The sequence below is a fragment of the Microvirga medicaginis genome, from assembly GCF_052658925.1.
In genome coordinates this window covers 1-15,203 of the sequence record NZ_JBQWEL010000030.1, presented here as the reverse complement: position 1 = coordinate 15,203, position 15,203 = coordinate 1, and the positions used below count along the sequence as shown (strand labels likewise).

The window sequence follows — 15,203 nt, the reverse complement described above, 5'->3', positions numbered from 1 at the left end:
GGTTATGTACTCCCTGAAAATAGTCTTGCCTTTCCCGGCACTGCGGCCAGGAGCTGGCGCGTATAGGCGTCGCGCGGGTCGGCGAAGAGTTGCCCGGTTTGGGCCATTTCGACAATTCGACCTTTTTGCATGACAGCCACGCGATCACAGATCTGGGCAGCGACACGAAGATCGTGGGTGATGAAGAGAATGGAGAGGCCTAGCTCGTTCTGCAAGCTTTTGAGCAGTTTCAGGATTTCGGCTTGCACAGAGACATCGAGGGCAGAAACGGCCTCGTCCGCCACCAGAACGTCGGGCTTCATGGCGAGCGCTCGGGCGATGCCGATGCGCTGGCGCTGGCCGCCGGAGAACTCGTGCGGATAACGCCCGGCGGCTTGGGCGGGCAGGCCCACTTTCTCGAGCAGGATGCGCGCCTCCTCGAAAGCCTTGGCAGGATCGATGCCCTGCATGATCGGGCCTTCGGCAACGATGTAGTCTACCTTGCGTCTCGGATTGAGGGAGGCGAAGGGATCCTGAAACACGATCTGGATCTTGCGTCGGTGAGGACGCAGATCAGCTTGCGAGAGAGCGCTGAAGGGCAGGCTGCCGATCTCGATTGTGCCGCCATCCGGCTCGATCAGACGCAGCACGCAGCGCCCGACCGTGGATTTGCCGGAGCCTGACTCGCCCACGAGCCCAAGGGTTTCGCCGCGGCGGATGTCGAAGCTCACCGCATTGGCTGCCTGGACCTCACGACCTTTCCTGAAGAAGCCGCGTCCACCGTAGAATTTAGTGAGGGCATCGACCTTCAGGATGATCGGCTCGTTCCGCAATTCCTTCGGCGGAGGAGGCGTGAGCGACGGAACTGCGGCCAGAAGTCGCTTGGTATAGGGGTGTTGCGGATTGTGGAGCACCTCATCCGCCGTTCCCTGTTCCACCATCTCGCCGTTCTGGAGAACCGCGACGCGGTCGGCGATCTCGGCCACAACCCCAAAATCGTGCGTGATGAAGAGAACGGCCGTGCCCTTCTTGCGGCGCAGGTTGTCGATGAGCTTCAGAACCTGCGCCTGCGTCGTGACATCAAGCGCTGTCGTCGGCTCGTCGGCAATGAGGAGTTTTGGCTCGAGCGCCAGGGCCATGGCGATCATCACGCGCTGCCTTTGACCGCCGGAGAGCTCGTGCGGATAGGCGCGGGCGATGAGCTCCGGGTTCGGCAGGTTCACTTCGGTGAGCAATTCGACGGCGCGCCTGTACCGCTCGGCCGGGCCTAGGAGGCGATGCGCCTGGAAGGTTTCGGCGATCTGGTCCGCCACGCGCATGACCGGGTTGAGCGAGGTCATGGGCTCCTGGAACACCATGCCGATGTCCCGCCCGCGAACGTCGCACCATCCTTCCTCGTCGAGGGAGAGCAGGTCGAACCCGCCAAGCTTGATGGCGCCGGAAAGCACCGTGACGGAAGGCGGCAGAAGCCCGATGGCGGCCATCGCCGTCATGGACTTGCCGGAGCCCGATTCACCGACGACGCAAAGCGTCTCTCCCGGCTGGATCGCGAGCGAGAGATCCTTGATCGCGTGCTGCCGGTCCGCCAAGGCGGGCAAGCCGATGGAGAGGTTTTCAATCGACAGCACGGGGGAGGGGCCGGTCACACATTGTCTCCTGCTGCCGGGCCTCACGCGAGGGCCCGAACGGGTTGAAAGCATCCTTGCCTGATGTCCTCTCCGTCAAATCCGACAGCTGCCTTACGGCAGCCTGCATGGGGCGCATGCTGTCCTTCCTCTGATGGATATAGGTTATCCGGGCAGCGGAACGGAAATGTCATAGGAGGCACCCGTCACCGCGAAATTGAGCGCTATGCAGCCATCCAGCTCTCCCTCGACGCTTCGGCGGATCAGGCGAGATCCGAAACCCTGGCGCTTGGGCGGCTGCACGGGAGGCCCGCCCGTTTCGGTCCAGCGGATGTGCAATTGTGACGGTCGATCCTTGGCAGGGGTCACCGTCCACGAAAGGTTGAGTCGACCTGTGGGGACGGAAAGAGCGCCGTACTTGGCGGCGTTCGTCACCAGCTCATGCAGAACAAGGCCAAGATTGATGGCATAACGGGGCGGCAGATTCACCCTCGGCCCGTCGATCACGGCCCGTTCGTCGGATTCCCGCTTGTAAGGGGCCAGTTCCTGCTCGGCGATATCGTGCAGATCCGCCTCGCGCCAGGATTTCAGGGTCAGCAGATTATGGGTCATGGAAAGGGCGAGCAGCCGTCCCTCGAACGCTTCCTTGAACTGCGCGGGGCTCTCAGCGGAGCGCAGGGTCTGCGCGGCAATGGATTGCACCGTAGCAAGGGTATTTTTCACGCGGTGATTCAACTCGTCGAGGAAGAAGCGCTGCTGCTCGTCCACCTGCTTGCGCTCGGTGATGTCCTGAAAGATGCCGACAAAAAACACAGGATTATGTTTTGCATCGAAGGAGACCTGGCCTTTCGAGTTGATCCAGCGGACGAGCCCGTTGGAATGCCGCACCCGGTACTCATCCTCATAGTCGCCATTGCCGAGAAACGCCTCGCGAATCTTGGCGATGGCCTCTTGCGCGTCATCGGGGTGGATCAGAGACTTCCATTCATCGATGGTCGTTGTCGTGTGCGATGCCGGATAGCCCATGAGTTGGGCTGCCTGACTCGACCAGCCGCCAATCTGCTTTCGGTGATCATACCACCAAGTTCCCATATGGCCGGCCTCTAGCGCCAGCCGGGCCCGCTCTTCGCTGGCTTTCAGCGCTTCCTGACGCTCGGCGACATCGTCCATGAGGTCGTTGAAGGCTTTCGCCAGAATGCCGAACTCGCCCGAGTTCTTAGGCAGGTTGATGCGGGCCTGGTAATCGCCGCGCCGCCAATCCTTCACCGCATCCGTCATGATCTCGAATGGCTTCGTGATGAAGGCGCGGCTCGCCAGCCATGAGAGCGACAAAGCCAGAATGAGCGCCGCCGCAATCAGCATGAAGCCTCGCCTAGCGGCCTGATTGATCGACGCGAAGGCGGCCTTCGTCGACAGGCCGACATTGATGTAGATGTCTTTCGGGGGAAGTGCGAGCGGGATGTAGCCCACGACCCGCTTGACTCCGTCTACGCTGACGGTTTCGGCGGTTCCCACCTCATTTGCCCTGGCTTGAGCCAGATAATCCCATGGCAGCAGCTTTCCGACCAAGCTGTTCGGAGAAGGGTCCTGGACGATGACGATACCCCTCCGGTCCGCGATCATGACCGAGCCACCCTTCGGCACGGTCCTTTCCTTCAATTTCTGGCTGAGCCATTTCAGGTCGAGAGCCGCGGCCAGCACGCCCACCACATCGCCCCTATCGTTCCAGATAGGCAGGGCAAGTGGCAATACGGGATGAGGATCGAGCCCGCCTTCCTCGAAGACCGGCGTATACTCGCCCACGACGAAGCCCATCATGCCGAGGGCATTATGGAAATAGGGGCGGTCGGCATAGTAGTGTTGCGTATCGACGGTGCCGGTTGGCCGGCAACGGATATGCCCGCTGATGTCCATAGCGACGAAGGACAGGACATACGGCACTTTTTCCTGAATTGCTTTCAGATACGGACTGCAGACTGCGGTATCGAACGCGCGGATGGACGGGGTTTCATCCACGGCGAGAAGAAGGCCGTGGATCCCATCAAAAATTCTTTCGAGTTCGGCGCCCACCAATTGGGCCTGCCGGACGGCAAGGTCGTTGACCTCTGCCTCCCGGGCCCGCCGCAACGAAACCTCAGTAAACGCCCAGATGACGATCGCCGGCAGAACGGAGATCAACGCCAAAAGGAGCAAACGTCTCGTCAGAGTCATGCAGGGGTCCAGCTAGATGGTAGCAAGGGACCATAAAGATCGTTGAGCGTCCACCCCCGTAACAACCCCAGAGTGGTCTTGCATCCTCAGGCAAGAGCTGTCAGGTGAGCAGGAATGGCTCTTCCTCCTCTTCTCCTTCTTCAGGATATCGCGCTCACCTTCGGCGGAACGCCTTTGATCGAGAGCGCGGAACTTTCCGTTTCGCCCGGCGAGCGGGCCTGCCTCGTGGGCCGTAACGGCTCAGGAAAATCCACCCTGCTCAAGATTGCCGCAGGCATGATCGAGCCGGATGGCGGCAAGCGCTTCGTTCAGCCCGGCGCTACCGTGCGCTACTTGGCGCAGGAGCCGGATCTGAGCGCCTTCCCGAATACGCTGGCCTATGTGGAATCCGGCCTCGGCCCGGGCGATGATCCTTACCGGGCCCGCTATCTGCTGGAGCAGCTCGGTATGACCGGCGAAGAGAAGCCTGCCGATCTCTCGGGCGGCGAGGCCCGGCGGGCGGCGCTCGCCCATGTGCTGGCACCGGAGCCCGATATTCTGCTGCTGGACGAGCCGACCAACCATCTCGACCTCCCGGCCATCGAATGGTTGGAAAGCGAATTGAAGAGTTTGCGTTCCGCCCTCGTGCTCATCAGCCACGACCGGCGCTTCCTGGAAAGCCTGTCCCAGTCCACGATCTGGCTCGACCGGGGCCGCACCCGGCGCATGGATCAGGGCTTTGCCCATTTCGAGGGATGGCGCGATCAGGTGCTGGAGCAGGAGGAAGCCGAGCAGCACAAGCTCGGTCGCAAGCTCGTGGCCGAAGCCGATTGGCTGCGCTATGGCGTGACCGCCCGGCGTAAGCGGAATGTCCGCCGTCTCGGCAACCTCCATGCCATGCGTCAGCAATACCGCGACCGCAAGCGCGCCGTCGGCACCGTCAATATGACCCTGGCCGAGGCCGAACAGTCCGGCACCCTCGTGGTGGAGGCGGAGGGCATCTCGAAGGCTTACGGCGACCGTCCCATCGTCTCGAATCTGTCTCTTCGCATCCTGCGCGGCGACAGGCTCGGCATCATCGGGCCGAATGGGGCAGGGAAAACCACGCTCATCAACCTGCTGACCGGAAATCTTCAGCCGGATTCCGGCCGGGTACGCCTGGGCTCCAACCTGCAGATGGTCACCCTCGACCAGCGCCGCGCGAGCCTCGACCCCAATGCCACCGTGGCCGAAACGCTCACCGGTGGGCGAGGGGACAGCGTCACCATCGGCGGGCAGACGAAGCACGTGATCGGCTATATGAAGGATTTCCTGTTTTCGCCCGAGCAGGCCCGCACCCCCGTGGGCGTGCTCTCCGGCGGCGAGCGCAATCGTCTCATGCTGGCGCGCGCTTTGGCCCAGCCCTCGAACCTCCTCGTGCTCGACGAACCAACCAACGATCTCGATCTCGAAACCCTCGACCTGCTGCAGGAGATGATCACGGATTATTCCGGAACGGTCATCCTGGTCAGCCATGACCGCGACTTTCTTGATCGCACCGTAAGCTCCGTCCTCGTCTCGGAAAGCGAGGGGAACTGGATCGAGTACGCGGGCGGCTATTCCGACATGGTGGCCCAGCGCGGCCAGGGCGTGCAGGCCCGTGCCGTCGAGAAGGACGTGAAGCCGAAGGGTGCCGAGAAACCAGCTGCTGCGCCTTCGGTCCAAGCCAAGCGGAAGCTCAGCTTCAACGAGCAGCACGACCTCAAGACCCTGCCGAAGCGCATGGAGGAGCTGGAGGCCAAGATCGCCAAGGTGCAGGAGATCCTCGCCGATCCGGAACTCTATTCCCGCGATCCGGCCCGGTTCCAGAAGGCCATGGACGCTCTCACGCAACTGCAGGCGGATCTGCATGCGGCGGAGGAGCGGTGGCTGGAATTGGAGATGCTGCGCGAGGAGTTGGGTGAATAAGGGCGACCCATCGCACGCTGTCCGCACAATGAACGTTCGGTGTAACCTAACGGCATTGCTGAGGGCGAACACGACACTAAACTGACATCACCCGCTCGCTAGAAGCGGATGTCACCAGGGAGGAGTGCGATGAAACGCTTTTCACGACGTTGCCTGACCGTATTTCTGACGGTGCTGGGTATCGGGGCTGTACCCTCGATCCTGCAGGCGGCCGACCTTGATCGGGATCTTCTGGCCGAGCGGGTCACCAAGCTGTCCCGCGGGACGCAGTGGAAGCCGGTCTCGGCCGTTCCGATCAATTTCGTGACCCATCATCCACAGGGCATGGTGAAGATCGGCGATACGCTGTTCGTGTCGTCCGTGGAGATCAAGGAACCGACCAAGCGCTTTCCGCAGCCGGTGGATGGCTATGACCGGGATACGGGCGCGGGCGTGGGTCATCTCTTCAAGATCGACATGAAGGGCAACCTCATCTCCGAGATCACTCTCGGGGAGGGCTCGATCTATCATCCGGGCGGGATCGATTACGACGGGCGCTATATCTGGGTGCCCGTGGCGGAATACCGACCGAACAGCCGCTCCATCGTCTACCGGGTCGATCCGGAGACCATGAAGGCGGAGGAGATGTTCCGCTTCGCGGATCATGTCGGCGGCGTCGTTCACGATACCGACGACAATTCCCTGCATGGCGTGAGCTGGGGTTCGCGCCGGTTCTATCGCTGGACTCTCGATGCCAACGGCAAGCCCACCAATGGGGATCAGTCTCCCGAGCAGCTGAGGAAGCTGAACACGTCGCACTACCTCGATTATCAGGACTGCAAATACGCGGGCAATCACCGCATGCTGTGCTCCGGCGTCACGGAAATGCGGGTCACGCCCGATCAGGCTCCGTTCCGGCTCGGCGGGATCGATCTGGTCAGTCTTACGGACGGTCGTCCGCTCTTCCAGACGCCGGTGCTGCTCTGGACTGCTTCCGGGTTCGACATGACCCACAACCCGGTCTGGATGGAGACGAGCGAGGCGGGAATTCGCGGCTACTTCATGCCCGAGGACGACAAGTCCGTACTCTATATCTACGAGGCCGAGGTGAAGTAGCGACTTGTCACCTGACGGGCGACGGTGTTTGTGACGGACATTGTCGCCTGTCTCGGCTCATCGCCCTGCTCCGACCTTTTGGGTCGGTTGCGCGTTTTAGCCGAACGGCCCTTTGTCCTGAATTTACCCGCTTCCTGGAGAGACAGCCGATGGCGCCTGCAAAACTGTTTACACCCTTTCGGGTCGGAGAGCTTGAACTCGCCAATCGGATTGTAATTGCACCCATGTGCCAGTACTCGGCCGAGAACGGATGCATGACCGACTGGCACCTGATCCATCTAGGTCAGCTCGCTCTCTCGGGGGCCGCGCTCCTGACTATCGAGGCGACCGCCGTCGTACCCGAAGGGCGCATCACCTATGCCGATGTGGGCCTCTATTCGGATGAATGCGAGGCCGCCATGGGGCGTGTTCTGGACAGCGTCCGCCGCTGGTCCGACATGCCGATCGCCATTCAGCTGGCTCACGCCGGGCGCAAGGCTTCCACAGAGGTGCCATGGAAGGGGGGAGGCCAGATCTCGCCGGATCATCCCAACGGCTGGCAAACGGAAGCGCCTTCCGCGATTCCATTCGCTGCCGCCGACAATGCCCCAACGGCGTTGGACCAGGATGGGCTGGCGCGCGTGCGTAATGCATTCGCCGATGCGGCCAAACGGGCTGCCCGGCTCGGCATCGGGGCCGTTCAGATCCATGCGGCTCACGGCTATCTGCTTCACGAGTTCCTATCGCCGCTGTCCAACCAGCGGACGGATGAATACGGCGGGTCGCTGGAAAACCGGATGCGCTTCCCGCTCGAGGTGTTCGATGCCGTCCGCGCCGCCTTTCCGGCGGAGCGGCCCGTCACCGTGCGCGTTTCGGGAACCGATTGGGCCGAGGGCGGCTGGACGATTCAAGAGACGGTCGCCTTTGCGCAGGCGCTCGAGGCACGCGGCTGCAGTGGGATGCATGTTTCGAGCGGCGGTCTTTCCTCTGCGCAGCAGATCCCGGTGGGCCCCAGCTACCAGGTGCCCCTTGCTCGTGCTGTCAAGGCGGCCACCAGGATGCCGGTCATCGCGGTGGGCCTCATCACGGATTATGTACAGGCGGAGGCCATCCTCGCCACGGGCGATGCCGACCTGATCGCTCTCGCACGAGCCATTCTCTATGAGCCGCACTGGCCCTGGCATGCGGCCGCGCATTTTGGCGCCTCCGTCAAGGCGCCCAACCAGTACCTGCGCTCACAGCCTCGTCAGTACCCCCATCTCTTCGACGTTCGTGCCGACGACTGACGATTCGCGAAGGCGGTTCGGCGCATCGTGCGGACCCGAAGGGCCGCGAAGAACGATGCGCCACTCAAGAAATGAGCATCGGATAGGTCCCAAAAGTGGATTACACTTTTCGGACCTATGCTCTATGAGCCGCCTTCGTCCAGGGTGAAGCCAGCCTTCAGCACGACTTGGTAATGGCGCACTTCGCCGTTCTCGATATGACCGCGGGTTTGCAGCACCTCGAACCAGCGCAGGTTTCGCAAGGTCTTGCTCGCGCGGCTGATCGCCGTCCGAATGGCATCCTCGATGCTCTCCGTGGATGAGCCGGCGAGTTCGACAACTTTGTAGACGTGATCGTCCATGAGGCGCTCCCTGCGTTGCTTGCAAGCAGAGTTGTAGAGCGTCCCGGGTGGCTGCCTATGGGAGATGCATCAGGTTTCCTTCCGATACGCCACCACCTCCTGCTCGATGGCGCCGAAGATCGAGTGGCCGTCCCTGTCCTTCATCTCGATGCGGATCGTATCGCCGAAGCGCATGAAAGGCGTGCGCGCCTCGCCGTGGAGGATGGTTTCCACCGTGCGTTGCTCCGCAAGGCAGGAATAGCCGAGACCGCCATCGGCGATGGGCTTGCCCGGCCCTCCGCCTTCGTCCTTGTTGGAGACGGTGCCCGAGCCGATGATGGTGCCGGCCCCGAGCGGGCGGGTCTTGGCCGCGTGCGCGATGAGGGTTGGGAAGTCGAAGGTCATGTCCACCCCGGCATTGGGCGTGCCGACGGGCCTGTCGTTGAGGGTGGAGAGCAGCGGCAGGTGAACCTTGCCACCATCCCAGGCATCCTGCAGCTCGTCGGGCGTGACCGCGACCGGCGAAAAGGCGGAAGAGGGTTTCGACTGGAAGAAGCCGAATCCCTTGGCGAGTTCGGCGGGAATCAGATTTCTCAGGGAAACATCATTGACGAGAACGACGAGGCGGATGGCGCTTGCCGCTTCCTCCCGGGTCGCGCCCATGGGCACGTCACCCGTGATCACGGCGATTTCCGCCTCGAAATCAATGCCATGCGCCTCGCTGACGGCGATGATCGGATCGCGCGGCCCGAGGAACGAATCCGAGCCGCCCTGGTACATGAGCGGATCGGTCCAGAAGGATTGAGGCATCTCGGCCCCCCGGGCCTTGCGCACCAGCTCTACGTGATTCACATAGGCCGAACCGTCCGCCCACTGGTAAGAGCGGGGCAGGGGCGAGGCGCAGTCATGCTCGTGAAAGCGGAAGGAGGGCACGGATCCGTGCTCGAGCTGTTCCGCAAGGTCACGCAGGCGAGGCTCGACTTTTTCCCAATCATCAAGGGCTTGCTGTAGCGTCGGAACAATGAAAAATGCGTCCGTCGCGCGGGTCAGGTCCGTCGAGACGATTACGAGCCGGCCATCACGGCCCTGTTTGAGCGAGGAGAGCTTCATAGCCACCCACCTGGTTGTTGTGGTTTATTGAGCTTGCAACGAAAGAGTCCGCGGGGAAACGCCAATGACGACGATGAAGAGAAGAAACTTTCTGAAGGGCGCCGGCCTTGCGGCTGCTGCCACGACTGTGGCGGCCCCCGCCATCGCTCAGTCCAGCCCTGAGATCCGCTGGCGTCTGACCTCGAGCTTCCCCAAGTCGCTCGACACGATTTTCGGCACGGCCCAGACCTTCGCCAAGTACATGGCGGACGCGACCGACGGCAAGTTCCAGATCCAGGTCTTCGCCCCCGGAGAGATCGTCGGTGGCCTCCAGGCCATGGACGCGGTCGAGAACGGCTCCGTCGAGCTCGCCCATACTCCGACCTATTACTACATCGGCCGCGAGCCGGCGCTCGGCGTCGCCACCGGACTGCCGTTCAGCCTCAATGCGCGCCAATCTCATTCCTGGTGGCATTTCGCCGGCGGCAAGGAGATCATCAACGAAATCCTCGCGAAGTATAACTGCACCTCGTTGGTTTGCGGCAATTCCGGCGCGCAGATGGGCGGCTTCTTCCGCAAGGAGATCAACACCGTCGACGACCTCAAAGGACTCAAGTTCCGCATCGGCGGTCTCGGGGGCCAGGTCCTCGCCAAACTCGGTGTCGTGCCGCAGCAGATCGCGCCGGGCGACGTGTATCCCGCTCTCGAGCGTGGGACGCTCGATGCGGCGGAGTTCGTCGGCCCCTATGACGACGAGAAGCTCGGCTTCCTGAAGGTCGCGAAGTACTACTACGCGCCCGGCTTCTGGGAGGGCGGCGCCATGCTGCACCTCGTCATCAATAAGGCGAAGTGGGACGAACTGCCCAAGCATTACCAGGCCATCATGTCCAACGCCGCCGAGGCCGCAAACAACTGGATGCTGGCCAAGTACGACGCCGTGAACGGCCAGGCGCTGCGCCGCATGGTGGGGGCGGGTGCTGAGCTGCGGACCTTCTCCCAGCCAATCATGGAGGCTTCGCTCAAGGCCGCGAACGAGCTCTACGACGAGCTCTCGGCCAAGAACGCCAATTTCAAGAAGGCCTACGACTCGATGGTAGCCTATCGCAATGATGTGCTGCCCTGGTGGCAGCTCAACGAATACGCCTTCGATACCTTCATGATCCGCACGCGTGGACGGGCGTAAGCCTCGGAGGCCTTGAATAACTAGCGCATCGGGCGGAAAAGTGGCTCCGGTTTTCCGCTCAAAACGATGCGCTGCAGGAAATGAGCATCGAATGGATCCCAAAAGTGGTGTCCACTTCTGAGTCCGATGCTTTAGGAGAGGCCGGTGCTCTGCGCCGGCCTCTTTCTTGTGCGTGTCGACTATGGCTCTCACTTCGGCTCGCGCTGGTTCGGATCGAAGTGCTTCTTCAGATCGCGCCAGCAATCGATGTAGTTTTCCTGAAGCGTCGGCAGTTCGGCTGCGTATTTCGTCACACGCTGCGGGAAGCGCGTCTCGAACATGAAAGCCATGGTGCCGGTGAGCTTCACGGGCTTCAGCTCCACATTGCTCGCATGCTCGAAGGCCTGTGAATCGGGCCCGTGTGGAAGCATCTGATTGTGAAGCGACATGCCGCCCGGCACGAAGCCTTCAGGCTTCGCGTCATAGACGCCATAGATCAGGCCCATGAATTCCGACATCAGGTTGCGATGATACCAGGGCGGGCGGAAGGTGTTTTCGGCCACCAACCAGCGTTCGGGGAAGATCACGAAATCGACGTTCGCCGTGCCGGGGGTCTCCGAAGGTGCGGTGAGCACCGTGAAGATCGAGGGGTCGGGATGATCGAACATGATCGCTCCGACCGGCGAGAAGTGGCGAAGGTCGTACTTGTACGGCGCGTAGTTGCCGTGCCATGCCACCACGTCGAGCGGCGACTGGTTGATCTGCGTGCGATAAAGTTCGCCGCCCCATTTCACGAAGAGGAAAGACGGGGCCTCCTTGTCCTCATAGGCCGCAACGGGCGTGAGGAAGTCGCGGGGATTGGCGAGGCAATTCGCGCCGATGGGGCCGCGATCGGGCAGGGTGAAGGCGCCGCCGTAATTCTCGCACATATAGGCGCGCGCTGCGCCGTCGATGAGCTCGACCTTGAAGATCACGCCGCGCGGGATGATGCAGATCTCGCCGGGCTCGATATCGATGACGCCGAACTCGGTGCGGAAGCGCAAACGACCCTGCTGCGCCACGATGAGATACTCGCCGTCCGCATTGAAGAAATACTCGTTGTCCATGGAGTGCGTGACGAGGAGCACATGCGCCGCCATGCCGGTCTGGGTGTCGGAATCGCCCGCCGTCGTGATGGTGCGAAGGCCGGAGATGAAGGTGAGGGCCTCATCCGGAATCGGTGTCGGATCCCAGCGTAGCTGACCGAGGGGAAGATCACTCTCCTCCCGCGCTGCCGGCGCCGTGCGGATGAGGCCCTTGTCCACTTTCACGTAGCGGCCTGAATGCTTGACCGACGGACGAATGCGATAAAGCCAGGAGCGCTGGTTGGTCGCCTGCGGGGCCGTGAAAGGGGAGCCTGAGAGCTGCTCGGCGTAAAGGCCGTAATTGATCTTCTGCGGCGAGTTGCGCCCGATGGGGAGGGCCCCCTCCAGCGCTTCGGTCTCGAACGAATTGCCGAAGCCCGACATGTAGCCCGGCACGATGGCGCTTTTGCGTGGCTGCTCGGATTGAAAACCGGAGACGTTCTGAACGTTCATAGGCGTTCTCCCTGGAACGGAGCCGATTGCGGTCTCGTTTGATATTGACCGGACGGCTTGCAAATCTAGTTGCTACTGCAACGAATTTATCATATTAGTTGCATCAGCAACGAATTTTTGTCAACCATGGCCCCACGTTCCGCAGCAAAGAAACAGGAGGTCTCCGGCCCTATGGTGGTTCTGGAGCGTTTCCTCCCTTACCGTCTCAATGTGCTGGCGAGCCTGACCTCGAACGCGCTGGCGCAGATCTATGCCGAGAGGTTTGGTCTCTCGATTCCCGCTTGGCGGGTCATTGCGACGCTTGGTCAGTACGAATACCGCACGGCCCGGGACATCGCGGCTCACGGCGTCATGCACAAATCCACCGTCTCGCGGGCGGTCTCGGCCCTGGAGCAGCGCGGTTTGATCGCGCGCCGCCCGAACGAGGACGATCGGCGGGAGGAACTGCTGGAGCTGACGGAGGAGGGGTGGGAGATCTACGAGGCCTTGGCTCCCGAGGCGCTCGCCTTCGAGGAGCGCTTCATCTCCGTGCTCACCGAGGAGGAGCAGAGGGTTCTCGCCTCCCTCATCGACCGCCTGAGCGGTCACGCGCGCCTGATGGCACCTGAAGGGGAGGTGGAAGGGTGAAGCTCTACACTTATTTCCGTTCCTCGGCCGCCTACCGGGTCAGGATTGCTCTCAATTTCAAGGGCGTGCCTTACGAATCCGCGGCCGTGAACCTTCTCAAGGGCGAGCAGCGGGAGGGTGCATACGGCGCCATCAACCCTCAAAAGCGCATTCCCTCTCTCGATATCGGCGGCACGACGCTGATCCAGTCTCCCGCCATTCTCGAATATCTCGACGAGGTTTATCCGGAGCCGCCTCTGCTGCCGGTTGGGGCCGTGAACCGCGCGAAGGTGCGCGCCATCGCCTCGGTTGTCGGCTGCGATATTCACCCGCTCAACAATCTTGGGCCTCTCCGCTATCTCAAGAACATATTGGGGCACGATCAGGCGGCCATCGACGAATGGTATGCCCATTGGGTGCGCGAAGGATTCGATGCCATCGAGGCGATGATTGAACCTGGCCCTTATGCTTGCGGTTCGCGCGTCACGCTCGCCGACCTCTATCTCGTGCCGCAGGTCTTCAATGCGCGGCGCTTCAACATCTCGCTCGATGCCTATCCGAAGATCGTCGCGGTGGACGCAGCCTGCGCTGAACTCCGCGCCTTTCAGGATGCCGCGCCGGATCGCCAGCTGGATGCGGTGTGAGAAGGGGCGCATCCCCGTGTGAGGCATGCGCCGATGAAAAACCGGCAGGCTCTCAACGAGCCTGCATCCATGACAGGAGGAAAGCCATGGGACCGTTCCCGCATGACGCACCGCCGCCGGCCATCAGCGAAGACAATCCGATGGGGACCGACGGCTTCGAGTTCGTGGAATTCTGCCATCCCGACCCACAGGCGTTGGATAAGCTGTTCAAGACGATGGGGTTCTCCGTCGTCGCCAAGCACCGTTCAAAGAACGTGCTCCTCTACCGGCAGGGCGACATCAATTTCATCGTGAATGCACAGCCCGGCTCCTTCGCCGAGCGCTTCGCCAGCCAGCACGGCCCATCCGCTCCGGCCATGGCTTTCCGCGTGGTCGATGCGAAATATGCCTATGAGCGCGCTATCTCCATGGGGGCCAAGCCGGCCCAGACGCAGGTCGGTCCCAATGAGCTCGAGATCCCGGCTATCGAAGGCATCGGCGGCCTGCAGATCTATTTCGTCGACCGCTATGGTGCGAAGGGCTCCATTTATGACGTGGACTTCGAGTGGCTCGGTGAGAAGGATCCCAAGCCGCAAGGCGTCGGCCTCTATTATATCGACCACCTGACCCATAACGTTTATCGCGGCCGGCTGAACGAATGGGCGGGTTTTTATGAGCGCCTCTTCAACTTCCGCCAGATCCGCTACTTCGACATCGAGGGCAAGCTGACAGGCCTGCATTCCCGCGCGATGACGAGCCCCGACGGCAAGATCCGCATCCCGATCAACGAGGATGCCGGCGAGACCGGGCAGATCGAGGAGTATCTACAGGAGTATAAAGGCGAGGGCATTCAGCACGTCGCCTTGGGCTCGCACGATCTTTACGAATCCATTGAGACGCTGATCGCAAATGGGCTCGAATTCATGCCCGCGCCGAATGACATCTACTACTCGCGCGTCGACAAGCGCCTCCCCAGCCACGGCGAGCCTCTCGATCGCCTGCAGAAGAACGGCATCCTCATCGATGGCGAAGGCGTCGTGGAGGGCGGGTTCACGAAGGTGCTGCTCCAGCGCTTCGGCAAGACCGCGATCGGCCCAATCTTCTTCGAGTTCATTCAGCGCAAGGGCGATGAGGGATTCGGTGAGGGCAACTTCAAGGCGCTCTTCGAGTCCATCGAGGAGGATCAGATTCGCCGTGGCGTTCTGAAGCCGAAGGTAGCTTGAATCTCCCTTTGAGAGTACGATTCGACGGAGGCCGGGCATGTCCCGGCCTTCTTGTTTCGAGCTGCAGAGGTCCGGTTCTGCCCAATATGTGGACGGACTTATTCACAGGCTCACCCGTTCGTGATCTCTGAATTTGGCGTGAAGGGCTAGGTTCCGGCTGTCGTTCTTCGTATTGAAAACCCTTGAAAATTAAGGGTTTGTTAGGAAACAGCTCCAAAGTTTGACGGAAAGTAAACAGGGCGGAGTGAAAACGTTGCCTTTGTGCAACATGCCCCTGAAAAGCCCCCCCGATTGCCCCTTTTGTGCCTTCATTCGGTTGCTTGGCGAGCCGCTCTGGCTAATGTGACAACAGCGACGGGGGCACCCCAGTCGTCATTTGGTGGGTTCAGCCAAAAGGCGGGCCGCCAGATCACTAGGGGAAAAGGGTGTGTTTGGAGCTTCATTGAAGCCTTCAAAGCACAAAAGCCCGACCCCCCAAGGGTCTCGAAACTTTGGAGGTTTA

12 protein-coding genes are annotated in these 15,203 nt (G+C 61.5%); 7 read left to right on the top strand and 5 right to left on the bottom strand.

Going from position 1 to position 15,203, the window contains the following annotated elements; all coding sequences use genetic code 11:
- Positions 1-2 precede the first annotated feature (2 nt).
- Together ACUXUR_RS24555 and ACUXUR_RS24550 are read right to left on the bottom strand one after the other, a co-directional pair.
- Positions 3-1,625: an ABC transporter ATP-binding protein gene (locus tag ACUXUR_RS24555; RefSeq protein WP_445504971.1), complete on the bottom strand. Its 1,623-nt coding sequence runs from the start codon at positions 1,623-1,625 to the stop codon at positions 3-5.
- Positions 1,626-1,769: 144 nt separating this feature from the next.
- Positions 1,770-3,815, bottom strand: coding sequence for an HWE histidine kinase domain-containing protein (locus tag ACUXUR_RS24550; RefSeq protein WP_445504970.1), 2,046 nt, complete (start codon positions 3,813-3,815; stop codon positions 1,770-1,772).
- Positions 3,816-3,929: 114 nt separating this feature from the next.
- On the opposite strand from ACUXUR_RS24550, the gene ACUXUR_RS24545 reads away from it, so the two are divergent.
- From ACUXUR_RS24545 to ACUXUR_RS24535, 3 genes are all read left to right on the top strand, one after another.
- A complete protein-coding gene (locus tag ACUXUR_RS24545) occupies positions 3,930-5,741 on the top strand; it encodes an ABC-F family ATP-binding cassette domain-containing protein (RefSeq protein ID WP_445504969.1) in 1,812 nt (603 codons plus the stop codon).
- Between the two features lie 129 nt (positions 5,742-5,870).
- Positions 5,871-6,836, top strand: a complete 966-nt coding sequence (locus tag ACUXUR_RS24540; protein WP_445504968.1) for a DUF6454 family protein — start codon at positions 5,871-5,873, stop codon at positions 6,834-6,836.
- 149 nt (positions 6,837-6,985) lie between these two features.
- Positions 6,986-8,101 (top strand): NADH:flavin oxidoreductase/NADH oxidase, encoded by a 1,116-nt coding sequence (locus ACUXUR_RS24535; RefSeq protein WP_445504967.1) that lies wholly within the window; start codon positions 6,986-6,988, stop codon positions 8,099-8,101.
- Positions 8,102-8,223: 122 nt separating this feature from the next.
- Here ACUXUR_RS24535 and ACUXUR_RS24530 read toward each other — a convergent pair whose 3' ends face one another.
- Positions 8,224-8,442 carry a dodecin gene (locus ACUXUR_RS24530; protein WP_445504966.1) on the bottom strand — a complete coding sequence of 73 codons (219 nt, stop codon included), beginning with the start codon at positions 8,440-8,442 and terminating at the stop codon, positions 8,224-8,226.
- Between the two features lie 69 nt (positions 8,443-8,511).
- Positions 8,512-9,531 (bottom strand): fumarylacetoacetate hydrolase family protein, encoded by a 1,020-nt coding sequence (locus ACUXUR_RS24525; RefSeq protein WP_445504965.1) that lies wholly within the window; start codon positions 9,529-9,531, stop codon positions 8,512-8,514.
- 73 nt (positions 9,532-9,604) lie between these two features.
- On the opposite strand from ACUXUR_RS24525, the gene ACUXUR_RS24520 reads away from it, so the two are divergent.
- Entirely contained in the window at positions 9,605-10,693 is a 1,089-nt protein-coding gene (locus ACUXUR_RS24520; protein ID WP_445505009.1) for a TRAP transporter substrate-binding protein, read from the top strand.
- A gap of 188 nt (positions 10,694-10,881) precedes the next feature.
- Here ACUXUR_RS24520 and hmgA read toward each other — a convergent pair whose 3' ends face one another.
- The gene (gene hmgA, locus ACUXUR_RS24515; protein WP_445504964.1) at positions 10,882-12,249 is read right to left on the bottom strand and encodes a homogentisate 1,2-dioxygenase; all 1,368 of its coding nucleotides are present in this window, start codon (positions 12,247-12,249) and stop codon (positions 10,882-10,884) included.
- Positions 12,250-12,375: 126 nt separating this feature from the next.
- On the opposite strand from hmgA, the gene ACUXUR_RS24510 reads away from it, so the two are divergent.
- The 3 genes from ACUXUR_RS24510 (at position 12,376) to hppD (ending at position 14,701) form a co-directional block, all read left to right on the top strand.
- Positions 12,376-12,876 (top strand): MarR family winged helix-turn-helix transcriptional regulator, encoded by a 501-nt coding sequence (locus ACUXUR_RS24510; protein WP_445504963.1) that lies wholly within the window; start codon positions 12,376-12,378, stop codon positions 12,874-12,876.
- Positions 12,873-13,499 (top strand): maleylacetoacetate isomerase, encoded by a 627-nt coding sequence (gene maiA / locus ACUXUR_RS24505; RefSeq protein WP_445504962.1) that lies wholly within the window; start codon positions 12,873-12,875, stop codon positions 13,497-13,499. Before ACUXUR_RS24510 ends, maiA begins: the two co-directional genes overlap by 4 nt.
- Before the next feature lie 86 nt (positions 13,500-13,585).
- Positions 13,586-14,701: a 4-hydroxyphenylpyruvate dioxygenase gene (gene hppD, locus ACUXUR_RS24500; protein WP_445504961.1), complete on the top strand. Its 1,116-nt coding sequence runs from the start codon at positions 13,586-13,588 to the stop codon at positions 14,699-14,701.
- Positions 14,702-15,203: the final 502 nt, after the last annotated feature.